This window comes from Sulfurovum sp. AR (assembly GCF_000296775.1).
Lineage (GTDB): Bacteria > Campylobacterota > Campylobacteria > Campylobacterales > Sulfurovaceae > Sulfurovum > Sulfurovum xiamenensis.
The window spans coordinates 1-26,816 of sequence record NZ_AJLE01000007.1; the positions used below are offsets into that span (position 1 = coordinate 1).

Consider the following 26,816-nt stretch of genomic DNA (forward strand, 5'->3'; position numbering starts at 1 on the left):
TGAAGTTTAAAATTTCATAAGATTTACTTATCTAATTTTATTTGACAATTAATTTAAATGATTGTACACTTTGTCATTAAACATATTATGTTGATAACTACTAGGAGGAAGGGAAAGATATGAACACTCATTATGAAGAAACACCTACTATTTCTGCTATAAGAGAAGGATTTACAATGATCGAATTGATCTTTGTCATTATAGTTATAGGTATACTAGCTGCCATTGCGCTTCCTAGGCTGGCTGCAGTGAGAGATGATGCGGAACTCGCCAAGGATGTCTCTAATATGAGAGTTTGCATTGGTGATGTTGGGAGTCATTACACTTCAACTGGTCATAACTTAGCGGCAGGTGATTCTGAGTCCTGTGATAATGTTGTATGTTATACGATAACTTATGGAACAGACAATTCAGACTTTACAGTGACCGCAAATCCTGATGGTGCCGAATTTTGTTCAAATATAGTTGAATTTGGCGGATACTTAGAAGGCACATACCAAGTTAAGGGCACTGGTATCAGTCTTTAATTATTTCTAAAAATACAAAATCAAAACAAAGGAAATTTTATGCAGAAAATGCAATCTTCATTCAAAATAACACTTTTACTTTATCTTCTTGTGCTCATACTCCCTTTTAGTTTTTATTTTACCTATACCTCATTCCAAACAATGCAAAATGATACAAAGGTTGTACGACTTGTCAGCCAGATATCTGGTGCTATAGAAAATCTTGCAATCCGTCCTTCAGAACAGGAGAGTACGCAAATGATCACAGAGGTCAATAAAAAACTTCAACATATCTCTGAATGGGTGATGGATAATGATGATTCTGAACTCTATATAGGTGCAACAAAACTTTCTAAAGATTTTTCAGATGTGCAGTCTTGTTGGAATGCCTATATAGAAAAACTTTCAGGAGAAGATGAAAATACTATCAAACCGCATTCTCTTGACTGTTATGATTTAACCGAGAATTTAGCCATTATTATCGAAAAAATGGTTTATCTGAAACAGAATAAGATCATCAATGTATTTTACATGAGTCTTGCACTTGCTATGATCTTTGCTCTTTTGATGATCTATCTAGTAAGAGCCTATATTCATCAACAGATGAAAAAACATGCCATTCATGACCATGAGACCAAGCTCTTTAACAAACAGTATTTTTGTGCTGAACTGAAAACCTCTTGTGCCAGAGCGGTACGGAACAACGCTCCCCTCTCTCTTCTCTCTATTTCTATCGATGATTTTGGAAAAGAGAGTAAACACTATAGTCAAAAGATGCAAGCATACCTGCTTAAAAGCTTTGGAGGGTTGATCACCTCTTTGATCAGAGAAAGTGATGTGGCATGCCGATATGACGACAATCACTTTTCTATACTTCTGCCAGATACATCAGAAGAAAATGCATTGATTTTGGAGAAACGTGTACGTGAAACACTTGAGAAACACGATTTTGGTGCGATACCGGAACTCAACTTCAAGTTTGCAACAGCTCATCTTCACTACAAAGAGACACCTGAAGCATTCATGGGGCGTATCGAAACGTTGTTAAAATAAACCCCGGAATGGTTTTTTATAGACCATCCAGAGTTTCAATAAGCAGTTCGATCTCATTTTCATAAGAGGTCGCCTGTTTGGCTAACCGCAGATAGGCCTTAAGCAGCTTATCTGGCTTGTTGTCTTGATGTAAGTTTACTCCTGCTGCTTCTAAGTCCTTGTTTACAAAGTCTGCAAAATCATCTTCAAGTTTGATCTCATAACGATTTCCTGAAACAGTAAGTCCAACATTTTTCATGGTATACCTTTACTTATACTTATCTTTATGCTAAAAGTGCTTCAACCTGTGCAATGATCTTCTCTATCTCTGCATCTTTCTCTTCAAGTTCTGTTCTGAGAGCTGCTATTTGTGCCTCTTGTGCATTTTGAGATCCAGATACATTTGCAAGTTCTGCTTTAAGTTGAGCATTTTCACTTTTCAGTGCTTCATGGTCTGCTCTCCACTGTTCTATCTTCTCTTGTAATTTTTGTAATGCTGCCATTGTATTCTCCATAATTTCTTTGTGTTATAATAGCAAAAATTTAAAAAGAAACAACATAAAAGTAAAGGTTTATTTTGCCAAATTTCACGGTATCAAGTCCATACCAACCTGCCGGTGATCAACCCCAGGCCATAGAGACACTTTCACGCTCCATAGAGGCAGGAAATCAATACCAGACCTTGCTTGGTGTTACAGGTTCAGGGAAAACCTACACCATGGCAAAGATCATAGAGAAAACAAAAAAACCCACCCTCATCATGACCCATAACAAAACGTTGGCAGCACAACTCTACTCAGAGTTTAAAAGCTTTTTCCCCAACAACCATGTTGAGTACTTCATCTCATACTATGATTATTATCAGCCCGAAGCCTATCTACCACGACAAGACCTATTCATAGAAAAAGACTCTTCCATCAACCAGGAGTTGGAACGTTTGCGTCTAAGTACAACAGCGAACCTGCTCTCACATGATGATGTCATCGTCATCGCTTCAGTCTCTGCCAACTATGGGTTGGGTAGTCCTGATGACTACCGCTCCATCGTACAGAAACTTTGTGTGGGAGATGAGTATAACCAAAAAGCCCTACTTCTTAGACTTGTAGATATGGGGTACAAACGTAATGACGAGTTCTTTGACAGAGGTGATTTTCGTGTGACAGGTGAGGTCATAGACATTTACCCTGCCTACTCTGAAGAGTTTGCCATACGTGTAGAGTTTTTTGGGGATGAGATAGAAGCCATCTATGGCTTTAACTCACTCACTGGAGAAAAAGAAGAAGGTGTCAAAGAGGTCACCATCTACTCGGCCAATCAGTTCATTGTCTCTAAAGAGAAACTTGCCCGTGCCGTCAAAAGCATAGAAGAGGAACTTGAGGAGAGACTTGCATACTTCCAAAAAGAAGACCGTATGATCGAGTACAACCGTCTCAAACAGCGTACGGAGTTTGATCTGGAGATGCTGGAAGGTACAGGGATGTGTAAAGGTATCGAAAATTATTCCCGACATCTTACTGGGAAAAAAGCAGGAGAGACACCTTATACCATGATGGACTACTTTGAAGCAATGCACGATGATTATCTTGTTATTGTAGATGAATCCCATGTCTCTTTGCCACAGTTCAGAGGGATGTATGCAGGAGACAGAAGCCGTAAAGAGGTCCTGGTGGACCACGGTTTCAGACTCCCTTCTGCACTGGACAACCGTCCATTGATGTTTGACGAGTATATCCATAAAGCACCTCATTTTCTCTTTGTCTCAGCTACCCCTGCTCCACTTGAACTAGAACTTTCTTCCGCCGTAGCGGAACAGGTCGTACGCCCTACAGGACTGCTTGACCCGGAGATAGAAGTCATTGACAGTACGTACCAGGTCGAAAACCTCCATGACAAGATGAAACCGGTCATAGCACGCGGTGAACGTGTACTTGTCACAGTGTTGACAAAAAAGATGGCAGAAGAGTTGACAACCTACTACAATGATCTTGGACTGAAAGCCCGCCATATGCATTCGGATATGGATGCGATAGAACGTAACCAAACCATACGTTCTCTACGTTTAGGCGAGTTCGATATTTTAGTGGGGATCAACCTGCTTAGAGAAGGACTTGACATTCCAGAAGTCAGTCTGGTCGCCATTCTCGATGCAGACAAAGAAGGGTTTTTACGTTCACGAACCTCTCTCATACAAACAGCAGGAAGGGCTGCAAGAAATGCCAATGGACATGTGCTTATGTACGCGAAAAAGATCACAGACTCCATGCAGTTCACCATCGATACCACACAAGCCAGACGAGAAAAACAGATCACCTATAATAAAGAACATGGCATTACCCCTAAGACCACACTCAGGGTCCTTGACACAGACCTCAAAGTAGAAGATGCAGGCGAACTCTACAATAAACAGAGCAAACTGGACAAAATGCCAAAAGCAGAGCGCCAACAAATGGTCAAAGAACTCAAGGCAAAGATGCTTGCCGCTGCAAAAAATCTGGACTTTGAAGAGGCTGCCAGACTACGTGACCAGATAGCAAAAATCAAAAAATTGTAGGTTTTTGCTATAATACACGTAAATCTTAAAGTATATAGGCAAAATGCATGGCGTTAGATCTCTCTTCTTCACAACTCTATTTTAACCGTGAACTCTCATGGCTGCAGTTTAACTCACGTGTTCTGGCACAAGCACTGGATGAACAACTACCACCACTTGAACGTCTTAAGTTTCTTGCTATCTACGGAACAAACCTTGATGAATTTTATATGATACGTGTGGCAGGGCTTAAGGCACTCTATAAAGCAGGGATACAAGAGACCGGGCCAGACAAACTGACGCCAAGTCAGCAGCTCGAACAGATACATGGATACCTACACAAAGAACACAAAGTGTTGGAATCATGTTACACTTCTATCATCTCTGAACTGCACACACATGGGGTCAATGTAAAGAACCACGATGCACTCAACCAAGATGAAAAAGTGGAAATAAAAGAGAAGTTCTTTAATGAAATTTATCCTGTGATCATTCCCATAGCCGTCGATGCCACACACCCTTTCCCTCACCTCAACAACCTTAGTTTTGGTTTGGCGCTGACACTGGAAGATGACTCTAAACATATCAAACATGGACTTGTGCGTATCCCTAGGATACTCCCTAGGTTTATACAGTTGGGACAAACATTTATTCCTATAGAATCTGTGGTTGAGCACTTTGCCTCTGAACTTTTCCCTGGATTCAGCCCTTTGGCCTCTACACCTTTCAGGGTCACAAGAAATGCAGATATCGAGATAGAGGAAGAGGAAGCCGATGACTTTTTAGAGATCCTTCAAGAAGGGTTGCGTTCCAGAAATAAAGGTTCGCTTATCCGTCTTGAACTCATCGATGGTGCAGACGCTGATCTGATCAACTTTTTACTCTCTCATCTCAATCTTGATGACAAAGATATCTACTCTTACAAAACGCTCCCACTTAACCTGGGAGGTCTCTGGCAAATCGTAGGGGATAAAGCACTCTCGCACCTTGTCTTACCTACATTTAGCCCAAAGATCCTGCCTCCGTTGAACAGTGAAAATATCTTTGAGGCGATCGAAAAACAAGACGTACTGCTTTACCATCCTTTTGACAGTTTTGAGCCGGTCGTAAAGTTCATTAAACAAGCTGCCGTAGACCCCGAAACGATCACTATACGTATGACACTCTACCGAGCCGGTCCGAACTCTCCTATCGTCAAAGCCCTTATCGATGCCGTACGTGATGGGAAACAGGTGATGGTACTTGTCGAACTCAAAGCAAGATTTGACGAAGAGAACAACTTGCGCTGGGCAAGAGCACTTGAAGATGTGGGTGCACACGTGGTCTATGGTATACCTGGGCTCAAAGTACATGCCAAGATCGCACAGGTGATCAAAAGACAAAATGGAAAACTGAAGAGTTACGTACATCTTGCAACAGGAAACTATAACCCTAGTACCTCGAAGATCTATACCGATATATCATATTTTACAACAAAAGAAATTTTCAGTACAGATGCGACGCACTTTTTTCACTTCCTCACAGGTTTCTCTACCCATACCAAACTTGATACGCTTTTCATGTCACCTACACAGATCAAGCCAAAGCTTCTCAAGCTCATAGAGAAAGAGTATAAACATGGATCTGAAGGGCATATCATTCTGAAAGCAAACTCTTTGGTAGACGCCGATATTATCAAAGCACTCTATATCGCTTCACAAAAAGGGTGCAAGGTTGATCTTATCATCCGTGGTATCTGTTGTTTAAGACCGGGGATCAAAGGCATCAGTGAAAACATTACGGTCTCTTCTGTCATAGGGAAATATCTGGAACATGCACGTGTCTACTTTTTTAAACACGACAAAATCAAATGCTACATCGCCTCTGCGGACCTCATGCCTCGTAATCTTGTCAGACGTGTAGAGCTTATGACCCCTATCTTGGAAGAGAACCTGAAACAAAAGATAGAGCAGATCTTGATGTTGCAGCTTGCAGATAATACCTTACGTTGGAAACTGCAAGAAGATGGAAACTACACCAAAGTACCACCTCTTGGTAAAACGGTCAACAACCATACTGTGTTGGAAGAGTATGTCAACAAGATTCATGATAAAACAAAAAAAGAGACACCTGACTATGTAAGCCGTTTGGCAAATCGTATATTAAAGGATAGTTAATGATCATAAAATTTAAAGAGTGGACACCCAAGCTAGGACCTAATGCCTGGATCGCTGCAGGATCTTCTGTGATCGGACGTGTAACCATGGGAGAAGATGCTGCTGTATGGTTTGGCTGTGTGGTACGTGGAGATGTGCACCACATTACCATAGGAGACAGAACCAACATCCAAGACCTCAGTATGATACATGTCACACACCATAAAAAAGCGGATATGTCAGATGGACATCCTACGGTTATAGGTAATGATGTCACCGTAGGTCACCGTGTCATGCTTCATGGCTGCACAATAGAAGATGCCTGTCTCATAGGTATGTCTGCCACCATACTTGATGGGGCTGTCATAGGCAAGGAATCTATCGTGGGGGCAGACAGCCTGGTCACAAAGAACAAGGTCTTCCCTCCCCGAAGTCTCATCATGGGAAGTCCTGCAAAAGTCGTACGTGAGTTGACAGATGAAGAAGTAGCAGAACTCTATGCCTCTGCTAAACGGTATGTCAGTTTTAAAAATGAGTATCAGTAGACATCAGCTATTCAAAAATGAAACAGATCATCACAAAAAGTCTACAGGATATGCTCTCTAAAGATGTCATCCTTTTTGTCATCAAGATAGGATTCATTTCATTCGCTCTTATACTGCTGTTCGCATGGAATATGTGGGGTCTATTGACAGACATTATTGCTTCATATCTTTCATGGATCCCCTGGGAATGGCTACAGACATCAGGAGCATCTGTAGCAACTTTTTCATTGACCTATATGCTTTTTATCATCATGGTCTCATTGCTTACTTCACTTTACAGTGAAAAGTTACTTCTCGCCTTAGCCAAAAAACGTTATCCTGATGTGCCTGTAGTCGGCAGTGCGAATATCACGATTTCTCTTTTCTTAACCCTGAAAGCAAGTATCGTTTTTCTCATGCTCTTCATCCTCACACTGCCCTTACTTTTTATACCTATATTGGGTCAGGTATTGATACTCTACCTGTGGTCCATCTTGCTCAAGGAGCCTACCATTTATGATGTAGGGGCGCTCTTCCTCAGTGACAAAACGGTACGCAAAGAGAAAAGGAAAAACACAAGGATATTGGCTATGATAGCTGCACTCTTTAACTATATTCCCTTAGTCAATATCTTTGCCCCAGTATTTGCACAGATACTGTTCCTGCATCACATTCTGGGAAAAGAAAATAACCTTTAACGCTCTTTTTCTTTTTTGATCCTTCGCTCTTTCTTACTGGAGACGGAAAAACGTAACAGTTCATCTGCACTCTTGACATATTCCGGCACTGTTTCCAAGCTTTTTTCCATCACCTTTGCAGCACATAGCGCATCGCTAAAAGCACGATGATGCGTAGCCGTTTCTATCTCTAAAAAATCTATCAGATAGGCAAGACCATACCGTTCGCTCTCAAAGGTACGTCTGGCAAGATCGATCGTACAGAGCTTAGGGTTCCCGATGTGCCCCAGGCCAAATCTGTCAAAAGAGGCATTCAAAAAACTATAATCAAAATTTGCATTATGTGCGACAAACACCGCATCACCCATGAAATGTCGTAATGCTGTCAATGCTTCTTTTCTAGTGGGTGCACCGATAAGATCCGTGGGTTCTATACCTGTGATCTTCGTAATATATTCCGGTAAAAACGCACATTCAACAAAAGTTTCAAAACGGTCTATGATCTCCCCGTTCTGCACCATCACTGCACCGATCTCTATGACCTGTGAAGTCCCTGGTTTACTCCCGTTCGTTTCTATATCTATGACACAATAACGCTGTTCTTTATGTGAAGTAAAACAGGTTTCAAGTCTATAATGTTCATCACTTAATTGAGAGATAGGATAGCCTGAAGCTTGAAGAAGAATGAAGATCGTTTCGGCATCTTCCAGTAGGGTTGTATACTTTGTAACAATATGTTTGTATTGTTCTTCATGCAATATGCCTCCATGTTTACGAAAGGCTGTAGTAAGTTCCTCAAAGACTTTTTGCATTGGCTATAAATTGTTGCACTTTTTTAGGGTCTTTTTTCCCCTTAATGGATTCTACACCAGAACTTACATCCACACCGTAAAAACCAAGTTGTTTCACTTGTTCCAGATTCTCAGGGGTTAAACCTCCCGCCAAAATGATCTTAGAACAATCTATGCCATTGAACCATTCAAGATTCAGACGTTCTCCCGCACCGCCATAGACTTCACTGTAAGCGTCTACCAACCGGTATCTGTCTTGGAATTTTGTTAGATCCTCCGGACCTTTTGCACGTACCACAGGCAAAGTCTGTAAACCGATGGCAGCCAAAGACTCTTCATCAACATCAAAATGGATCTGTGCACGTGAAATATCAGAATATCTACACACCGTATCGATCGTCTCTACACCTTCATTGACAAAAAGCCCTACTCTTTCCACAAAAGGGGGAAGTTGATCGATGATTCTTTTCGCTGCTGCCGGTGTGATGTAGCGTGGTGATTTATTATAAAAAACAAAACCCAATGCATCTGCTCCACACTCTACGGCATGCAATGCATCTTTCAAGTTGGTAATACCACAAATCTTCACTCTCATATACACTTCCCTTTTATTCTTATTTTAATGCAGAAATGGCTTTTTCTATACCGTCTGGATGTTTATAGACAAACGAACCGGCCACCACAACATCAACACCTGCTGCTTCCAACTCTTTGACATTTTCATCATTCACTCCGCCATCTACTTCTATCAGACATTTTGGATTGCGTTTCTCTATCAATGCTTTTAAGCGCTTTGCTTTTTCTACAACCGAAGGAATAAATTTCTGTCCTCCATAACCTGGATTCACACTCATGAGAAGTACCATATCTACCTCTTCAATTAAAAACTCTATCGCTTCAATCGACGTATGTGGATTCAGCGTGATCGCAGGACGTATACCCAACGCACGTATTTTTTGGATAAGTCTATGAGGATGTTTCTCCTCTTCGATATGAAACGATATAAACTCCGGTTTCAAAGGTGCGAAAAGGTCAACAAAAAATGTATTATTCTCTACCATAAGATGTATATCCAAAGGTTTGGTTGCAACTTGAGCTACTGCTTCCACAACAACAGGTCCTATGGTGAGGTTTGGTACAAAATGGCCATCCATCACATCGACATGGACAAGGTCACATCCACCCTCACAAATGGCGGCAACATCACGCGCCAAATGTCCAAAATCGGCAGAAAGTATACTTGGGGCTACTAACATAAATATCCTCTTGTGTTATTTTAATTTATTATAGCAAAATCAAACTTTTGACCTAGTGCTATGATACCGCATTACAGTACCATTCATCCAAGAATATGCTTATAAAAAATGTGCTGATTCTCTTATAAACTTCTCTATTTGTCCCTGTTTTCTATTTTGATACTTGCCAAAGAGGTATCTTAAGCAAATTTTATGCTCTAATCGTCTATAATCCCACAAAATATTCATCGTTTTACATTTGACTGATACAAAAACGATTAACTTAAAGGACATACTATGGCAAGAAGATGTGACATTACGGGGAAAGGCCCATTGACAGGAAACAACGTTTCTCACGCAAACAACAAAACAAAAAGAAGACAACTTCCAAACTTAAGATCTGTAAAGATCACACTTGAAGATGGAACAACTAAAAGAGTTAAAGTGGCGGCTTCTACACTTAGAACAATGAAGAAACGCGCTGCTCAAGCTGCTACAGCTGAGTAAGTCCCTACCTTTGGGACTCTGGCTGTGAAAGCCACACAAAAATTTAAAAAGTTTCTCGGTTGGAGAAGCGCACCCAAACCTCATATTACACTAAATGATGAGTATTATGGTCATTTAGCCCCCTTTAGACTACCCCTTATACTTACTGTAATTGTTATGCTTATCGGTACGATGGGCTATATGCTTATTGACGGTTTTCCACTTATGGATGCCATTTATCAAACAGGTATCACATTTACTACCGTAGGTTTCGGAGAGATAAAGCCCATATCAGATATGGGACGTATTTTCACCATCACGCTTATTATCTTTGGCTTTATTGTCTTTTCTATCGCTATAGGTATTATCGCAGAAGTCGTCAAAAAAGGTGAATTTCAAAAAACTGTCAAGGAGCGTAAAATGCTTTACGAAATTGCTAGACTTAAACACCATTTTATTGTCTGTTATCATAATGAATTTACGATACAGGTAACCAAACAACTTCGTGAAAACCACATCCCTTTTGTGGTGGTTGACCCTAGAGAAGATATGGAAGAGATAGCAAAGAAATACCATTACCCTTACTTTGTAACAGCTGAACCCCATACAGAAGAAGGCATCTTAAAATCGCACCTCTCTTCAGCCAAAGGTGTGATCACGCTTGCAGACAACATTGCGGACAATATTGCGACCATTGCTTCTGCAAGACTCTATGAATCAGAGATACACCGCGGGAAAAAGTTCCTTATCATTGCTAATGCCAAAAGCAGTGAAGATGACCAAAAACTGCTTAAACTTGGTGCGGACAAGGTCGTCACTGCAACGAAACTCATGGCACAGCGTATCAATGCTATGGCAGCACGTCCGGACATGGAAAACCTTCTCCAAGAGTTCCTTTACAAAACAGATACCCCTCTTGATATGGAAGAGGGAAAAGTCTTTAAAACATCATGGCTTGCACTGAAAAAAATCAAAACTGCCCGTTTTAGAGATGTAGCAAATGTGACTGTGATCGGTATACGTCAGAAAGATGGCAGATTTATCCCTATGCCCAAAGGTGATACGATCATTATGCCAGAATCCAAGCTTTTACTTATCGGTACAGGTGAAGGTATCGCTAAAGCAAAAAAGATCATCCGTAAAAAAGAAAAACCTGAGGAACTTAAATATGTATAAGCTTATTCCACTTGAAAACGGTCTAGAGAATGTAGAAGGATTCTTCTGTGGAGCGACCAATGTTGGTATGAGAAAAAAACCTGTCAACTCTGATAGTTCTGAACTAGATGGTGATGTTGCCTTTATACGAAGCGAAAAACCTTGTGATATCTCCGCTGTCTTTACGAGCAATACATTTCAAGCGGCACCTATCAAACATTTTCAAAAATATCCTAAAGATTTTCAAACCAACTTTGTCCTCATCAATGCCAAAAATGCCAATGCCATGACAGGGAATAAAGGTATAGAAGATATAGAATCCATTATGTCTATACTCAGCACCAAACAAAAAGTACTGAACCCTGTAATGAGTTCTACGGGTGTCATAGGATACCGTTTGCCTATAGACAAGATCACCTCTGCGTTTGATACACTGGACTTTAATGCTTCAAATTCGCATCAGGCAGCCCGTGCCATCATGACCACTGACAGCTTCAAAAAAGAGTTGGCATATCAAGTAGAACTTGAAGATGGCAACACATTTAATATCGCAGCTATCTGTAAAGGTGCAGGCATGATAAATCCTGCGATGGCTACCATGCTCTGTTTTGTCATTACCGATGCCAACATCCCCAAGTCTGACATGGATGAACTGCTTACAGAGGCAACAAAGAGCTCATTTAACCGCATCTCTGTAGATGGTGATACCTCTACCAATGATACGGTCATGTTACTTGCAAACAAACAAAGTTCCCATTACAACAAAGAAGCCTTTGCTGAAGCCCTCAACAAGATTATGTTTGAACTGGCGATGCTTATACTCAAGGATGGAGAAGGGGCTAACAAACTGGTAGCCTTTGAAGTCAAGGGTGCCAAGAGTGAAGAAGACGCGAAGAGAGCAAGTATGGCATTAAGTAACTCTCTTCTGGTAAAGACTGCACTCTTTGGAGAAGATCCAAACTGGGGACGTATTGCTTCAACCATAGGCGCATCCGGTATAGCCTGTGATGATGAAACCCTTACCATACATTATGATGACCTTCTTATCTACTCCAGTGAATTTAGGGAGTTAGACAAAGTACGTGAAGAGAAGGCATACAAGGTCATGAAACAAGAGCGTTTTAAAGTCACTTGTGATATCGGCTTAGGTGATGCCAGTTATACATCCTATGGCTGCGACCTGAGTTACGAATATGTAAAAATAAATGCAGAATACCGAACGTAAAAAATTGTAATTTTAACTCTTTGCTAACCACAAAAAAGTTATAATTATAGAAATATTAATACTAGGAATTACCATGTTACACGAATACAGAGATGAAATACACGAACTTAAACAAAGTAATGCACATTTTGCAAATATCTTTGATAAACACAATGCACTTGATCAACAAGTAGAGGATGCAGAAGCTGGTCGTACGGTTTTAACTGATGCAGAGCTTGAAACACTGAAAAAAGAAAAACTTCTTTTGAAAGACGAAGCGTATAAAATGATCTTAGACTATAAAAAATCTAAAGCATAATTATAGTCCTTAACATCCTATGGGCTCTTGCCCATATCTGAATTATCTTACCCTATACTCTCTTGAAACAATCTATAGGAATACCCATGAAATTATTAACATTTATACTTCTTATCACCCTCTTTACAGCAACTCAAGCCGTAGGACCTCAAGCTATCTACTATGGAAAAGTATTAGAAGTACAAAGTGCTATGGGATACAAATACCTTAAAGTAGATGAAAATGGTACTAAACATTGGGTCGCCATAGCAAATGCACCAGTTGTTTTAGGTGATAGGATCGGCTATGACAAGAGAACTGTAATGCATGACTTTAAGAGTAAATCACTGGGGAAAACATTTAAAGAGATCATCTTCGCCTCAGATGTTTATCTTCCTCAAAAAGTACAAAGACCTAAAAGTATGAAAGAGATGCTGGGATTAGGCCATCAAGATCCCCACAAAGGTATGAGAAGAGGTATGTCACCCGAAGATGAGGAAAAACCTGCAAAGCCCTTTGTGAAAAAAGACTCTTATACGGTTGAAGAGGTACATATGTGGAGAAAAAGTCTGGAAGGTCAGATCATCTCTTTAGAAGGTACTGTCTTTAAAGTCTCTCATCAAATCATGAAACGTGACTGGGTGCACATGGGCGATGGTACAGGTAATGAGAAAAAACTTACCGATGACCTGGTATTCACAGCTGCTTCAACCAGTATAAAAGCTGGAGACAAGGTCATTGCCACAGGTAAAGTTATTGTCAACAAAGATTTTGGATATGGTTACTTCTATAAAGTCCTGATCCAGGATGCTACATTTAAGGTGAAATAATATGGCTACGTTTAAAAGTATAGAAGCATTCCCGGAAGCGCTTCTAGAGACACTGGATATACTGGATTTCACTACGATGACCGAAATACAGGAAAAGGCTATCAGTCCTATCCTGGAAGGTAGAGACATTTTAGCGCAATCCAAGACAGGTTCCGGGAAGACATTAGCCTTTGGCTTGCCCTGTGTAATACAGACAGATACCAATAACTATAAACCTCAGACCCTTATCATTACCCCAACACGTGAACTCTCCGATCAAGTAGCGGTGGAACTGAGAAAAGTTGCAGCCTACAAATCCAACCTCAAAATACTGACTCTCTATGGTGGTGTGCCACTTCGTGCACAAGCCGAATCACTCGCCAAAGGGGCACATATCCTCATCGGTACACCCGGACGGATACAAGACCACTTGGCGAAAGGGACACTGATCCTTGACACTGTCAAAACACTTGTACTCGATGAAGCAGATCGTATGCTGGATATGGGCTTTTATGATGAGATAATCAAGATAGGGTCCAACATGCCACACACAAAACAGACCCTGCTCTTCTCAGCAACATTCCCGGAGAAAATAGAAAAACTCGCCAAAGCACTATTGAAACAGCCCATGACCATCAAAGTAGACACGGTTCAAGAGGGCGATAATATAGCTGAGATAGTCTATGAGACATCTGATAAATTGAAGACACTTACTACCCTGATCCAATCCTATAAACCAGAGTCACTCCTTATTTTCTGTAATACTAAGGCAGAAGTCGTTTCTCTCACTGATATATTACATCAAAAAGGGCATTCTGTGATAGACATCCATGGTGACCTTGAACAAAAAGACCGTAACGAATCTGTGATCGCTTTTTCCAATGGGTCCAAACGCATTATGGTGGCCACAGATGTTGCTTCAAGAGGTTTGGATATCAAAGACATCGAACTGGTCATCAATTATGATCTGCCCTTTGACCAAGAAGTCTACACCCACCGCATTGGACGTACAGGACGCGCAGATGCCAAAGGTACAGCCATCTCGCTCTATGGTCCAAGTGAGAGTGAAAAATGCGCTTACATTACCTCTGCTGCACGTACAGCAGAGATGAAAGAGTTACGTGTAGATGCAACTTTTAAGATGCTCTCTGAGTATGATACACTTTGCATTAACGGCGGTAAAAAAACCAAGCTTCGTGCAGGAGATATACTCGGTACTTTATGTAAAGAGATAGGTATTGACCCTAAAATGATAGGAAAGATAAATATTACAGACACAAAGTCGTATGTTGCGCTACATCATACTGTCACAGACAAAGTATTGAAAGCATTAAAGAAAACACCGATCAAAAAGAAGAGATATATCACCTGGATATTGAACTAATCTTCCAATATCTTTTGTCTTCTTTTGTGTCTCACGATATAGAAAAGTGTGATCAATATGACACAAAATAGTGCGATCAATGTGGCAGAATGAAGATACTCAGAGATAAGTGCTTCATTTGAGCCCAGTAGGTACCCTAAGGCCACTAAAACGATCACCCATATTCCTGCACCGAATCCGGAATAAAAAGCAAATTTAGCCATATTCATACGTGCAAGTCCTGCAGGCAGAGAGATGAGTTGCCGTATACCTGGAATGAGTCTACCGTTGAAAGTGGAGAGTTCTCCATGTTTAGTAAAAAAGGCTTCGAGTTTATCTAACGTTTCTTCTTTAATAAAAAAGTATCTTCCATAACGTAAAATGAACTTTCTTCCAAAATGCATCGCCAGATAATAATTAAAAAGTGCTCCTGCTACAGAACCCACTATACCCGCTAAAACTACCATATACAGGTTCATTTCACCTTTAAATGCCAAATATCCTGCAGGTATCATAACAATTTCACTGGGAAAAGGGAAAAAAGTGCTCTCAAGGAACATAAGAAGGAAGATACCCCAGTACCCCATATCACCAATGTAACTTACAATGGTTTGGGCAATCTCGTGTATCATAAAAAGGTATTAGTCACTATTCGCTATATGCGCCAACAGCTGTAAGTCTTTTATACCGCTGATCAAGCATTTCATCTACAGAAAGTTCTTTCAGTGCTTGTACATTCTCTAGGAAATACTTTTTAAGTACCTCTGCTGCGGTTTCTTTATCACGATGTGCACCTATAAGAGGCTCATCCAGTACATCATCTACCAAATTGTGTTCAAGTAGATCTGTTGGTGTGATCTTCAGTGCTTTCGTCGCAGCTTCTACTTTGCTCGGGTCATTCCATAAGATCGCAGAACACCCTTCAGGTGAAATAACGGCAAATACAGAGTACCGCATCATAGCAAGTTTATCAGCAACACCGATGGCAAGTGCTCCACCTGAACCACCTTCACCTATCACAACAGAAACCATAGGTACTTTCACAGAAGCAAATTCAAACAGGTTTTTAGCGATAGCCTCACTCTGACCTCTCTCTTCTGCTCCAAGACCAGGGTATGCACCCGGAGTGTCTATCAGCATCAATACAGGAATGTCAAATTTTTCTGCCATTTTTACTGCACGTAGTGCTTTTCTATAGCCTTCAGGATTTGGCATACCAAAGTTTCTTTTGATCTTGTTTTTAACGCCACGTCCCTTTTGTTCACCGATAAGCATCGTCTTCTGTCCATTGATCCAACCAATATAACATAAAATAGCCGGATCATCTCTAAAGGCGCGATCACCGTGAATTTCATACGCATCATCCATCAAAAGTCTGATGTAATCCAAAGCATAAGGTCTATCCGGGTGGCGGGCAAGCTGAAGTTTTTGAAAGTCACTCAGTGAACCATACGTCTTGTGTACTTCTTTGTCCAGTTCAGTTTGATACTTATTTACAGCCTCGATATTTTCTATGGCTTGTGCCGATACAAGCTCTTCTTGTATCGATTCAATCTTGCTCTCAAAGTCTAAATAAGTTGCCATGCATATACCCTTATATCTTCTTAAAGATAACTACGCCGTTTGTTCCACCAAAACCAAATGAATTACTCATAACAATATTGATATCTGCTTTTCTAGCTTCATTAGGTACATAATCCAAATCACAGTTTTCATCTGGCGTTGTATAATTGATCGTCGGAGGAAGTACCCCATCTCTCATTGCCATAAGAGATACGACTGCTTCAATGGCACCTGCTGCACCAAGACAGTGACCCACTTGACCTTTGATAGAACTTACCGGAGGACAGTTCTCTTTCCCCCCAAACAACTCTTTAAGTGCTGCAGTTTCATTTTTGTCATTGATCGGTGTTGACGTACCATGCGCATTGACATAGTCTACTTTTGGCTCACCTGCCATCTTATACGCACCCTTCATCGCTCTGAGAGGCCCATCCATCGTTGGTGTAGTGATATGGTTTGCATCACCGCTTTCACCAAATCCGATCAGTTCACCATAAATCGTTGCACCTCTTGCAACCGCATCTTCATACGTCTCTAATACCAATGCAGCGGCACCTTCACCCATTACAAAACCGTCACGACCACTGTCGAATGGTCTAGAGGCAGTTTGAGGATCATCATTTCTTGTAGAGAGTGCTTTCATTGCAGCGAATCCACCGATACCCACTTCACAGATAGCAGATTCTGCACCCACGACCAACATTTTATCTGCCGTACCGACCATGATAGATTTTGCAGCCTCACCGATAGCATGTGTACCTGCAGCACATGCAGTCACAGATGAAAGGTTTGGACCTTTAAGTCCTTGATAGATAGAGATAAAACCACCCAGCATATTCACCAAAGAAGATGGGATGAAGAACGGAGAGATCCTTCTTGGTCCTTTTGTTGCACATACGACTGAGTTCTTTTCGATATTTGGTAATCCACCAATCCCTGAAGCAGAAGCCACACCGAATCTCTCCATATCTACATCTTCTGGAAGTTTAGCATCTTCCATAGCTTCCAACGCAGCTTTAAGGCCAAGTTGTATAAATCTATCCGCTTTCTTTGCCTCTTTTGCATCAAGCACAGTGAGTGGATCAAAGTCTGTAATTTCACCAGCGATACTGACAGCATGCTTTTCTGTATCGAACGTCTCGATAGTTTTGATACCACATTTCCCTTCTAAGATTGCAGAAAATGCACTTTCTTTATCTAGCCCTAGAGAATTTATCATCCCTAAACCTGTCACTACAACTCTTTTCACTGGCTCTCCTATTCCATTTTATATAAAATATATATGAATATTTTTTGAAATACTCATATCTATTTTATCAAATCCCCCGAAGGGAACTTAACTTATACGTTTTCGATAAATTTGATAGCGTCAGCTACAGTTGCAATTGCCTCTGCTTGGTCATCAGGGATTTCGATATCGAATTTCTCTTCAAGTGCCATTACCAACTCAACAACATCAAGACTATCAGCCCCAAGATCTTCTACGAATTTAGATTCCTCTTTCACCTCATCTGGGCTCACATTTAGTTGCTCAACAACTACTTCTTTTACATCATCAAATAATGCCATTGACTTTCTCCTTAAGTTTGTTAAAAATACGGGTAATTATAACAAAAAAAGTATAAAAAGCTTATACGTTTCATCAAATAGGTGTTTGTACTATCCTAAAGTTGATTTTTTAATGAGGTAGTGGGAAGAGAAAGAAACATCTCTTCCCGTAGTATTAGATTAGAATTTATATTTTATATTTGTATAAAAATAACGTCCAGGCTCATTAAGAAGCATTACATCGCCACCACCTGCAGTAAGTAAAGTCAAATCTTTATAAGTGTTTGATACTGCATAAGTCTCATCAAATACATTGTCAATACCTACGGTAAGTTCAAAGTTTTTACCAAATTGTTTTGTTCCCTTTAGATTAAGTACGGCATACCCATCTAATTCTTGTTCACCATTGTCTGAATCAAAATCTGACCATTCATCAGATGCGACTATTTCTGCTCTCAATGCCAAACTATCATCATAGTCATAGTTTACTGCCAAGTTAAGCTTAAATGGTGGGATCTCAGGCATATCTGTATCTGATTGTCCACTTAGGGCATTTTCTTTTTCACCTCTTTGGTAAGACATTCCATAATCAAAGTAGAGTGCATCTGTTGCAACATATGTTCCACTTAAATCAAAACCATAGATAGTCGCGTCTACATTTTCAAATGAATGCATCATGTTGTTTGCATTATAGGCAATAAAATCATCTAGTTTCGAATAGAATGCTTTTGCTTTGATCGTAGCATTTTCATACTTCTTTTCAACACCTAGATCAAACTCATAATTAACGGTATTTTCCAAATCTGAGGTACCAACCATTGGGAAGGAAGGTGGCATACTCATCATCATCATCTGAATAAAATACAACTCTCTTGCATCAGGTACTCTTGATGATTTACCAAATCCGGCAAAATATTGAGTACTTTCATTCGCTTGATACGTTCCAAATATATAACCATTAAGTTCATTATAGTCATTATCTGGCTGTTGTGTAGTATTAGGATTCTGAGAAGTGATCTTCGTATCATCATATCTTAGCCCAATATCTAGTGTCAATTTATCCATTTTAATCTCATCTTTAAGGAAAAATGCATAATTTTTAGTATCTACATCATCAATACTCTTTGTACCAGACCAAGACCCCATTCCTATATATGCTCCATCCCAATTACGTATGCTATAGTCTAACCCTGCAGTAATAGTATGATTATCTACATCAAAACTGTTCTTAAGTTTTGCTCCCTGCATCTTCGTTGTAAGTGCATGTGTCGTTTCCATATTATTAGCAGAGTTTCTATATTTATTTGACATTGGATGATCCACTTCTGATTGAAAGAGTTTAAGGTTTAACTCTTTAGAATAAGTACCTAAATCCTTTGCAATATACTCGATATTATAAATATCTGAATCATCATAAAGGGCATCCATTCCAGAAGATGGGTACAATACATCATCACTTCTATTTGCTGTATAGCTCAATCTTAACTCTTGATTATCTGTGATATCCCAGAAAAGTTTCGCCATAAATGTCTTTTTCGTATAAGCGTCCATATCCTTGTATGCTGGCTGATAACGTGTCATATTAGAAACTCCTGCCTCTTCCATCTGCTCTGCAAAATCGTTACCGTCACCATCTTCATACTGTTCACTTTTCTCAGTTGAACCAGAAAGTAAAACTCTTACATTGTCTGTGATACCCCCACTAAGTGAAAATGCACCTTTTTGGTAGCCCCAAGATCCTAAACCTACGTTCAATTCACCTGCAAACTCTTCTTCTGGTTTCACTGTATGGATCTTTACATCTCCACTGAGTGAACCAAACTCTTCTACATTGAATGGACCTTCATTGATCTCAATATAATCTACATTGTTTGTCAATACATGAGAGACTGGCGGATCCATTCTGTTTGGACATGCACCATAGACTTTTGCGCCGTCTATTGTAATATTGATATTGTCTTTTTTCTGTCCTCTTAAGATAATATCATTTGCGACACCCGATCTTCTTACAAGTGAAACACTTGCTGACTGTTTAAAAAGTGCTTCTCCCAAATCGGCTGACTTAATGTCTTCTCCACTTACATCTTTAACCACTTCTGTATCTACTTTTGTGGCTACGTTTATCGATTCTAACTCAACTTCGGCAGCATTCAAACACACTGAACATACCAAAGAGAGGTAAATTCCCTTTTTCATATAACTCTCCTCACTTAATTTGAGTTATGGTGTCATAGTTGTGTTAATTAAGTGTTAAATCTATCTGATTTGATAGAGAAGTTTGATGGTAATACTTTTTGGTAGCGAAATAGGTGCATTTTTGGTATCTATAGGAAACGCACTTTTTACAGCATTACGTGCAGAACTATGGAACACTTTAGGCCCGCTTACAGAGATATTTCCCACTTGTCCATTGCTCAAAATAGTAAATTCAATCTTGATCGTACCCTGCATGCCTCTTCTTTGTGCAATACGTGGATATGATTTGTGCTTGTTTATTTTATCCCTGATACTTGCAAGAAATTGATTTTTCTGTGCAAGAGTGATGTTTGCTCTTCGTGAAGAAGCTTTTTGTCTCCTCTGTTTTTTCTTGGCGATTTTCTTACTCGTTCTTGTCTTCGCTTTAGGTTTTGGTTTTTTCTTAACCTCTTTTACAACCGGTTTAGGTATTACTTTTTGCACTACAGGTTCATGCGTAGGTTCCTCTTTGACTTCAGGCTCCTCCTCAGGAACAAGTTCTTTAATGATCTCAGGTTCAACAACAGGCTTTTCTTCGACAACAGGTTCTTCTTTAACGATAGGTTTCTCTATCACTTTTTCTTCTTTTATCTCCTCCTTTTCCACCTGTTCTACGGAAGCAACAGCTTCAGCTTGAAAAGAACATAAGCATAGCTGCGTCGTTTTCTCTTCTGTTTTTTGTGTTGAGACAAGATAACGATCTTCCATATAAAAAAACAAACTTATCATGAAAAGGTATATAAGTGAAGTGCTAAAATAAGAGATAAAATGGCGATGTTTTAACATATTTAGCATAGAAGAGTCTTTTTTGGGATGTATTATGACGGAAAAACGTTAAGGAAGTGTTAAAAAGAACAGAAGGAGTTTGTATGTAATGAGGGGGGTCATCCATACAAGACACCTTCTATGTTCCACTTATTTCGACGTAAAAGAATTATGACGAAGAAGTGTTAATTTAGTGTTAAGCTAAATAAATATTTTGCATTACTTTGTATTTGGATACTCAGGATGACAATATTCAGTACCGAGTGAACAACATCCATCAGCAATACCTTGATTTTTCAGCCCTTTGTCAAATGACCAGTAATGGTTATAGCTACCATCGCGCAAGAAACTGAATACTGTAACAATATCTGTTGCATTTTCAGACTCTGCTAATGCAATATCTCGGTTCAAATCATTCACATCTACTACTTCAATAATACATCCAACTTTAAGCGCATCTATTTCTGATGGAGAACCCTGTGCAACAAGATTCTCATAGAGTGTTTGTATCGCTGAAATATCATAGGTTCCCGCATTCATCTCTTCTATGGGTGTGTTCATATATCCTAAAGGTTCCAAATCCACATTGGTAAAATTCACATCATCACTCAATTTATATTTTTGAATAAGCTCTTGTACCACAGCAATATGCTGATATTCTCCATTACTTGCAATTTTTGTAAACTGTTCTGTACCATATTGATCATACAAAGCATTGTAGACATCATATGCTAATCTTTCTTCATTTCCCATATACGCAAGTGTATTAGTTAATTCTTGAGACAGTTTTGCAACAGGTGCATCAAGCGCAATTTCTACCTCAGTAGGTATTGAAGAGGATTCAACCACACTGGAAGATCCACCACCACATCCCATGATACTCAACACTAGACCACCAACCAACACACTTTTGAATAAACTATTTTTTTTCAATGTACACTCTCCTTCTCTTTATATTTCTAATATCATAGTAGAGAAGTGTTAAGTAAGTGTGAAATTTATAATAAAAATAATATGAATTTATATTGTTAAGCGGTGTGAACTTTCTCCATGTTTAAACTCACCGTAGTACCAACACCTTTTTCCGACTTGAAATGGATCTCTATACCCTCTTCATCACAATATGCTTTAACCAACGCAAGTCCTATGCCTTCCCCGTCTTTTCTATCATCTGCCTGATAATAACGTTCATGCACACGTAAAAGTTCTGTACTTCCCATACCCACACCCTGATCTTCCACACTTAATATATGGTTATGCAGTGTCACATGTATCGGTGCATCCTTGGAAGAATACTTCATTGCATTGGAAACAATGTTGTCAAACATCTGTTCAAAACCTATTTTATCTACTTCTACCTCATACTGTTCCAGACTGAGTTCAAACGGATTCCGTCTCTGATCTTTGAATACTTCGATCCTATCTTCAATTAATGATTGAAGATCAAAACGTTCTTTTTCTATCGTATGCATCTCTTTATGAATACTATAGACCAACTCATCATAGAGTTTTTTGAGTCTTACACTGGCATCTTCTATACGTTTGATACGCTTTAAGGATTTTTCATCTTCCATGGTTTTTTTTAACATGGATGTATTGGCTTTGATCGTAGAGAGCGGAATGTTAAGTTCATGAATAATATCATTGGTAAGAGAAGTCAGCGTATCTTCCATCTGTTTTTTAGGTGCAAAAATAAGTGTAGAGAGCACATATCCCCATCCTATGGCTACGAGTAGAACCAAAGCACCTGCTATAAAAAAATTAATCTCAATGATATTCCAATTCCCTAAAAAACGATACACGGCAGTCAGCAGCGTGAACATAGTCACAAAGTAGATGACCGTACCAACAATAATCTCTTTTCTCATTTAATGCTCATCTGGTACCCTACTCCGCGTACATTCTGTATCTGCGTAGGGAAATATTTTTTAAGTTGTGCGATATAGACTCTCAAGGCACCATCACTGGCTTCCTCTGAAGCACTCCAAAGACGTTCTTTGATTTGATCTAAAGGGACCACGCGTCCCTGACCTTCTAACAAAGTGAGAAGAAGTTCACTTCCTTTCATACTCAACTCCAGTACCTGACCATTTTGATACAAAGTCTTTGTCAATATATCGAACTGATACGCTCCTATCTGTACGATCTGACTGCGTACCTGTCTACGCAACACTGCCTGTATTCGCAGGAAAAGTTCATCCAGGTCGACAGGCTTCTGGATGTAATCATCTCCTCCTTTTTCAAACCCCTCTTTGAGCGATGCTTTATCTTCTCTGGAGGTAATAAAGATACAAGGGGTTTCATCTCCGCTTTGACGTAATTTTTCTAAAAGTTCAAAACCATTTTCATACGGCAGATTGACATCAAAAAGATAGAGATCAAAAATATGCTCATAGGTGAGATCAAGTGCACTATAGGGATCTAGGGCACAGTGTAGAACATGTCCCTCTTCTTCCAAAAAGTCTTCCAGGGTTTCATTGAACAGTTTATCATCTTCTAATACCAGTATCCGTGCCAATACTTTCCTTTGCTTGGATATTTCATCTATGATTATACCTCAAAGTTATTTACATGCTAATCCAATTTCATGCTATACTTTGATTTCAAACCCAGATGGAAGGTAAATTATTGAAACTCGATCAATCATTTTTAAAACATAAAGAGGGGCAGATCTTGCTGCTTGGACTTATGTTATTAGGCGGCTACTTCATTCTTGTTTTACTTTGTGCTATTTTTTATTCAGATTATTTTCAAGAATTACTCAGTATCACGGTCACGAATGTTATATTTGGACGAATGGCAGGACTCTCTATAGGTGTAGCTTCACAGATGAACACGACGTTTCTTGTGCTCTTCAACTTTTTCATTGAAACGATCATGGTTCTCATTTTATATCCGCTTTTCGTATTCAGTTGGAACAAGCTTGACTTCCTCTCATACCCTCCCCTTAGCCGATACCTGGAACGCTCTAAAATAAATGCCCATAAATATGAGCCCCTTATTAAACGTTATGGGATCATTGGGCTTATTTTATTTGTATTGACACCTTTTGCCATGACAGGTCCGGTGGCAGGAAGTTTTGTCGGATTTCTGATCGGATTTAGACATCGCGTGACTTTGACTATTGTACTTACAAGTACCTTTGTGGCGATCAATATATGGATCTATTTGATCAAGAATTTTGAAGAAGAACTGGTTGCATACAGTGACATACTTATGATAGGTCTGTTCATAGCTGTCGCTGTATTACTGTTGTGGTATTTTGTTAAGAAAAATTTTCGTTGAAATTTTTCTTGGATATTACATAAACATCCCGCCATTGACTTTAAGTGTCTCACCTGTAATGTAAGAAGAGTGATCAGAGAGCAAAAATGCCACGGCTTCAGCGACCTCTTTAGGTTCACCGAATCGACCCATCGGTATCTTGGCTGTGAATGCATCTTTGACCTCATCTTTAAGCACATCTGTCATCTCTGTCGCGATGAAACCCGGAGTGATCGTATTGTAACGGATATTCCTAGGTGCTGCCTCGATCGCAAAACTTTTTGTCATTGCGATCGTTCCGCCTTTACTTGCCGAATAATTCGTTTGCCCGGCATTTCCTGTTTCACCTACGATGGAAGAGATATTTACCACAGAACCAAAACGCTTTTTCCCCATCACTTTGAGCGCTTCACGACACCCTATAAAGGTCGATGTTAAGTTTGCATTGATCACATCCATGAACTCTTCCGTTTTCATACGCATCGCCAGTTTATCTTTAGTAATACCTGCATTATTCACAAGATATGCAAGTTCACCGTCTGCATCAACAATGCTTTTTATCCCCGCTACAAAAGCTTCATCATCACTTACGTCAAATCCTATCACTTCAGCTCTACCGCCTTCAGCTTCTATCCCTGCTTTTACAGCATTTGCTTCAGCCTCTCCGGAACGATAATTAATCCAAACTTTCAAACCGAAAGTTGCAAGCCTTTTCGCTATCTCTGCACCTATCCCTCTGCTTGCTCCTGTGACTAAAACATTGTGACCTGTAAATTTCATTTTGACCCTTTTTTTATACTTTTGATAAAATTGTACCATGTTTTTATGGTACAATTGCAGAAAGGACAGATGCATGGAAAATAAAATTAAAAAATCAGTAGCTACCTTACTTGCTCATATCATCAAAATTGATGATAGAGATATCGAAAAAGAAACACCGCTTTTCTGTAAACTGATGGAAATTGATTTTGGTTGTGGTCCTGAAGAAGCAAAAACCTTTTTAAAAGAAACCTTGCAAGAAGAGTATGACCTTGATGAGCATATTGCTATCATCAATGAGGCTTTATGTGATGACAAACTCAGCAAAATGCATATCCTCGAGCAACTGAATCATATTATCTACTCAGATACGATCACACCAAATGATTATGAAGAATTTGAAAAGATCAAAAAGGCACTTTTCTCCTGCTGATCTAAAAATCTGTCTTAGATCAGCGGTGCATCCATCTCTTCAGGTATATCCAACCCCATCAGTTTCAGTACTGTAGGTGCAACATTATTCAATCCACATCCCTCTTTTACTTCTGTGACGCCTTCAGCGATGACAAAACACCATACTTCACCTACCGTATGGTTGGTTAGTACATGTCCTTCACTGTCTTTCATCTCCTCACAGTTTCCATGATCAGAAGTAAGTACCACCGCATACCCATCCTCTTTTGCTTTATCGAGTATTAAGCCAAGTTCCGTGTCAACTGCATTTACCGCTTTAAGTGCTGCTTCATAGTTACCCGTATGACCTACCATATCTCCATTGGCAAAATTCACTACGATAAGATCATAGGATTCATCCATCGCCGTTCGTACGGCTTCACCCACCTCTGTTGCAGACATCTCCGGTTTCATATCATAGGTCTTCACATCAGGGCTTGGGATGAGTACCCTACTCTCTCCTATCATGGGCTCTTCCACACCGCCATTCAAAAAGAACGTAACATGTGCATACTTTTCTGTTTCTGCCGTGTGAAGCTGTCTCAGCCCTGCATCACTGACCACTTCTGCCAAAGTATGCTTCGGTGTCTCTTTAGGAAAGAGTATCGGATAAGGGAAAGTTGCATCATATTTTGTCATCGTTGCGATATTAAGGGGTGTAGCCTTGCATGCAAACTCATCAAAATGTGCATCTCCCAAAGCTGTTGTGATCTCACGTACTCTGTCTGAACGGAAGTTCGTGATAAGTACCACATCATCCTCTTCCATCCCTCCATACGATCCAAAGGCAACAGGTTCCATAAACTCATCGGTTTCATTCTTTGCATAACTCGCATCAATATACGCTTCCGGGCTCAATGAGGTTAACGGTGTGGCCTCAGCAATAGCACGATACCCTTTTTCCACTCTCTCCCAACGGTTATCACGGTCCATCGTAAAGAAACGACCGCCTATAGTTGCAATAGAGATATCTTCATCGCAGATCTCTTGTATTTGATCCACATAGGTTTTCGCCGAAGTAGGACTCACATCTCTCCCATCCGTGATCAAATGTAAAAAGACTTTTTTCCCTCTGCTTTTTGCAAGTTTTGCCAAACCGATCGTATGTTCGATATGTGAGTGTACGCCTCCATCACTCAGCAAACCTATCAAATGTACACGGTCACTCTTCTCCAAAATATCATTGAGCGCTTGGTTTTTTTCTATACTTCCATTTTCAAGTGCCAAAGAGATCTTTACCAGATCCTGGTACAAAATACGACCAGATCCTATGGTCATATGTCCTACTTCAGAGTTCCCCATCTGTCCTTCAGGCAGCCCTACGCTCAAACCATGTGTAGAGATAAGTGCTCTTGGTGCTGTTTCAAAAAGTGTGTCATAGGTAGGTTTAGTCGCATCCTTAAATGCATTACACGTACTGTCAGGTTTACACCCGATACCATCGGTGATGATTAAAACTGTTTTTTGTCTCATATTTTTTCTTT

The 26,816-nt window shown here is 39.8% G+C and carries 30 protein-coding genes; 14 read left to right on the forward strand and 16 right to left on the reverse strand.

Going from position 1 to position 26,816, the window contains the following annotated elements; translation table 11 throughout:
- Positions 1–119 precede the first annotated feature (119 nt).
- Together SULAR_RS11460 and SULAR_RS07290 are read left to right on the forward strand one after the other, a co-directional pair.
- The gene (locus SULAR_RS11460) at positions 120–527 is read left to right on the forward strand and encodes a prepilin-type N-terminal cleavage/methylation domain-containing protein (RefSeq protein ID WP_008244590.1); all 408 of its coding nucleotides are present in this window, start codon (positions 120–122) and stop codon (positions 525–527) included.
- A gap of 39 nt (positions 528–566) precedes the next feature.
- On the forward strand, positions 567–1,559 hold the full coding sequence (locus tag SULAR_RS07290; protein ID WP_008244592.1) for a diguanylate cyclase domain-containing protein: 993 nt from the start codon (positions 567–569) through the stop codon (positions 1,557–1,559).
- Between the two features lie 16 nt (positions 1,560–1,575).
- Here the strand turns inward: SULAR_RS07290 and SULAR_RS07295 are convergent, their stop codons facing one another.
- Positions 1,576–1,797, reverse strand: a complete 222-nt coding sequence (locus tag SULAR_RS07295; protein ID WP_008244593.1) for a hypothetical protein — start codon at positions 1,795–1,797, stop codon at positions 1,576–1,578.
- A gap of 25 nt (positions 1,798–1,822) precedes the next feature.
- The gene (locus SULAR_RS07300) at positions 1,823–2,041 is read right to left on the reverse strand and encodes a hypothetical protein (protein ID WP_008244595.1); all 219 of its coding nucleotides are present in this window, start codon (positions 2,039–2,041) and stop codon (positions 1,823–1,825) included.
- Between the two features lie 74 nt (positions 2,042–2,115).
- Here SULAR_RS07300 and uvrB point away from each other — a divergent pair, with 74 nt between their 5' ends.
- From uvrB to SULAR_RS07320, 4 genes are read left to right on the forward strand one after another with little or no spacing between them, the layout of a single operon-like run.
- The gene (gene uvrB, locus SULAR_RS07305; RefSeq protein WP_008244598.1) at positions 2,116–4,089 is read left to right on the forward strand and encodes an excinuclease ABC subunit UvrB; all 1,974 of its coding nucleotides are present in this window, start codon (positions 2,116–2,118) and stop codon (positions 4,087–4,089) included.
- Positions 4,090–4,136: 47 nt separating this feature from the next.
- Positions 4,137–6,224, forward strand: coding sequence for an RNA degradosome polyphosphate kinase (locus SULAR_RS07310; protein ID WP_008244600.1), 2,088 nt, complete (start codon positions 4,137–4,139; stop codon positions 6,222–6,224).
- Positions 6,224–6,748 carry a gamma carbonic anhydrase family protein gene (locus SULAR_RS07315; RefSeq protein WP_008244601.1) on the forward strand — a complete coding sequence of 175 codons (525 nt, stop codon included), beginning with the start codon at positions 6,224–6,226 and terminating at the stop codon, positions 6,746–6,748. Before SULAR_RS07310 ends, SULAR_RS07315 begins: the two co-directional genes overlap by 1 nt.
- A 17-nt stretch (positions 6,749–6,765) precedes the next feature.
- Complete coding sequence (locus tag SULAR_RS07320; protein ID WP_008244602.1) at positions 6,766–7,425, forward strand: EI24 domain-containing protein; 660 nt, start codon at positions 6,766–6,768, stop codon at positions 7,423–7,425.
- Here SULAR_RS07320 and SULAR_RS07325 read toward each other — a convergent pair.
- Genes SULAR_RS07325 through rpe form a run of 3 tightly spaced genes read right to left on the reverse strand, consistent with a single transcriptional unit; the run spans position 7,422 to position 9,451 of the window.
- Entirely contained in the window at positions 7,422–8,162 is a 741-nt protein-coding gene (locus tag SULAR_RS07325) for a 3'-5' exonuclease (protein WP_238536373.1), read from the reverse strand. The genes SULAR_RS07320 and SULAR_RS07325 overlap by 4 nt on opposite strands.
- Before the next feature lie 37 nt (positions 8,163–8,199).
- Positions 8,200–8,790 carry a phosphoribosylanthranilate isomerase gene (locus SULAR_RS07330; RefSeq protein WP_008244604.1) on the reverse strand — a complete coding sequence of 197 codons (591 nt, stop codon included), beginning with the start codon at positions 8,788–8,790 and terminating at the stop codon, positions 8,200–8,202.
- Between the two features lie 19 nt (positions 8,791–8,809).
- Entirely contained in the window at positions 8,810–9,451 is a 642-nt protein-coding gene (gene rpe / locus SULAR_RS07335; protein WP_008244605.1) for a ribulose-phosphate 3-epimerase, read from the reverse strand.
- A gap of 276 nt (positions 9,452–9,727) precedes the next feature.
- Between rpe and rpmB the strand changes: the two genes are divergently transcribed.
- The 6 genes from rpmB to dbpA all read left to right on the forward strand — a co-directional run bounded on the left by rpmB (position 9,728) and on the right by dbpA (position 14,766).
- Positions 9,728–9,937, forward strand: coding sequence for a 50S ribosomal protein L28 (gene rpmB, locus SULAR_RS07340; RefSeq protein ID WP_008244606.1), 210 nt, complete (start codon positions 9,728–9,730; stop codon positions 9,935–9,937).
- 24 nt (positions 9,938–9,961) lie between these two features.
- Positions 9,962–11,092, forward strand: coding sequence for a TrkA family potassium uptake protein (locus SULAR_RS07345; protein WP_008244607.1), 1,131 nt, complete (start codon positions 9,962–9,964; stop codon positions 11,090–11,092).
- The gene (gene argJ, locus SULAR_RS07350; protein ID WP_008244608.1) at positions 11,085–12,296 is read left to right on the forward strand and encodes a bifunctional glutamate N-acetyltransferase/amino-acid acetyltransferase ArgJ; all 1,212 of its coding nucleotides are present in this window, start codon (positions 11,085–11,087) and stop codon (positions 12,294–12,296) included. Before SULAR_RS07345 ends, argJ begins: the two co-directional genes overlap by 8 nt.
- A 73-nt stretch (positions 12,297–12,369) precedes the next feature.
- Positions 12,370–12,594, forward strand: a complete 225-nt coding sequence (locus tag SULAR_RS07355) for a YdcH family protein (protein ID WP_008244609.1) — start codon at positions 12,370–12,372, stop codon at positions 12,592–12,594.
- Between the two features lie 86 nt (positions 12,595–12,680).
- Positions 12,681–13,403 carry a hypothetical protein gene (locus SULAR_RS10935; RefSeq protein WP_008244610.1) on the forward strand — a complete coding sequence of 241 codons (723 nt, stop codon included), beginning with the start codon at positions 12,681–12,683 and terminating at the stop codon, positions 13,401–13,403.
- Between the two features lies 1 nt (position 13,404).
- Entirely contained in the window at positions 13,405–14,766 is a 1,362-nt protein-coding gene (dbpA, locus tag SULAR_RS07365; protein WP_008244611.1) for an ATP-dependent RNA helicase DbpA, read from the forward strand.
- On the opposite strand, the gene SULAR_RS07370 is transcribed toward dbpA, so the two are convergent.
- From SULAR_RS07370 to SULAR_RS07410, 9 genes are all read right to left on the reverse strand, one after another.
- Positions 14,763–15,377 carry a DedA family protein gene (locus tag SULAR_RS07370; protein WP_008244612.1) on the reverse strand — a complete coding sequence of 205 codons (615 nt, stop codon included), beginning with the start codon at positions 15,375–15,377 and terminating at the stop codon, positions 14,763–14,765. The genes dbpA and SULAR_RS07370 overlap by 4 nt on opposite strands.
- Positions 15,378–15,393: 16 nt before the next feature.
- A complete protein-coding gene (gene accA / locus SULAR_RS07375; protein WP_008244613.1) occupies positions 15,394–16,329 on the reverse strand; it encodes an acetyl-CoA carboxylase carboxyl transferase subunit alpha in 936 nt (311 codons plus the stop codon).
- A 10-nt stretch (positions 16,330–16,339) separates the two neighbouring features.
- Positions 16,340–17,557 carry a beta-ketoacyl-ACP synthase II gene (locus SULAR_RS07380; protein WP_008244614.1) on the reverse strand — a complete coding sequence of 406 codons (1,218 nt, stop codon included), beginning with the start codon at positions 17,555–17,557 and terminating at the stop codon, positions 16,340–16,342.
- A gap of 92 nt (positions 17,558–17,649) precedes the next feature.
- Positions 17,650–17,877, reverse strand: coding sequence for an acyl carrier protein (gene acpP / locus SULAR_RS07385; RefSeq protein WP_008244620.1), 228 nt, complete (start codon positions 17,875–17,877; stop codon positions 17,650–17,652).
- 159 nt (positions 17,878–18,036) lie between these two features.
- Positions 18,037–20,052: a TonB-dependent receptor gene (locus SULAR_RS07390; protein WP_008244621.1), complete on the reverse strand. Its 2,016-nt coding sequence runs from the start codon at positions 20,050–20,052 to the stop codon at positions 18,037–18,039.
- Between the two features lie 60 nt (positions 20,053–20,112).
- Entirely contained in the window at positions 20,113–20,799 is a 687-nt protein-coding gene (locus SULAR_RS07395; protein WP_188084892.1) for an energy transducer TonB, read from the reverse strand.
- A gap of 276 nt (positions 20,800–21,075) precedes the next feature.
- Complete coding sequence (locus SULAR_RS07400) at positions 21,076–21,789, reverse strand: DUF2202 domain-containing protein (protein WP_008244623.1); 714 nt, start codon at positions 21,787–21,789, stop codon at positions 21,076–21,078.
- Positions 21,790–21,884: 95 nt separating this feature from the next.
- Positions 21,885–22,724: a HAMP domain-containing sensor histidine kinase gene (locus SULAR_RS07405; RefSeq protein ID WP_008244624.1), complete on the reverse strand. Its 840-nt coding sequence runs from the start codon at positions 22,722–22,724 to the stop codon at positions 21,885–21,887.
- Positions 22,721–23,374: a response regulator transcription factor gene (locus tag SULAR_RS07410; RefSeq protein ID WP_008244625.1), complete on the reverse strand. Its 654-nt coding sequence runs from the start codon at positions 23,372–23,374 to the stop codon at positions 22,721–22,723. Before SULAR_RS07410 ends, SULAR_RS07405 begins: the two co-directional genes overlap by 4 nt.
- 110 nt (positions 23,375–23,484) lie before the next feature.
- Between SULAR_RS07410 and SULAR_RS07415 the strand changes: the two genes are divergently transcribed.
- Entirely contained in the window at positions 23,485–24,141 is a 657-nt protein-coding gene (locus SULAR_RS07415; protein WP_008244626.1) for a small multi-drug export protein, read from the forward strand.
- Between the two features lie 15 nt (positions 24,142–24,156).
- Here SULAR_RS07415 and fabG read toward each other — a convergent pair whose 3' ends face one another.
- Complete coding sequence (gene fabG, locus SULAR_RS07420; RefSeq protein ID WP_008244628.1) at positions 24,157–24,900, reverse strand: 3-oxoacyl-ACP reductase FabG; 744 nt, start codon at positions 24,898–24,900, stop codon at positions 24,157–24,159.
- 73 nt (positions 24,901–24,973) lie between these two features.
- On the opposite strand from fabG, the gene SULAR_RS07425 reads away from it, so the two are divergent.
- On the forward strand, positions 24,974–25,312 hold the full coding sequence (locus tag SULAR_RS07425) for a hypothetical protein (RefSeq protein ID WP_008244629.1): 339 nt from the start codon (positions 24,974–24,976) through the stop codon (positions 25,310–25,312).
- A gap of 14 nt (positions 25,313–25,326) precedes the next feature.
- Here SULAR_RS07425 and gpmI read toward each other — a convergent pair whose 3' ends face one another.
- A complete protein-coding gene (gene gpmI / locus SULAR_RS07430) occupies positions 25,327–26,805 on the reverse strand; it encodes a 2,3-bisphosphoglycerate-independent phosphoglycerate mutase (RefSeq protein WP_008244631.1) in 1,479 nt (492 codons plus the stop codon).
- Positions 26,806–26,816: the final 11 nt, after the last annotated feature.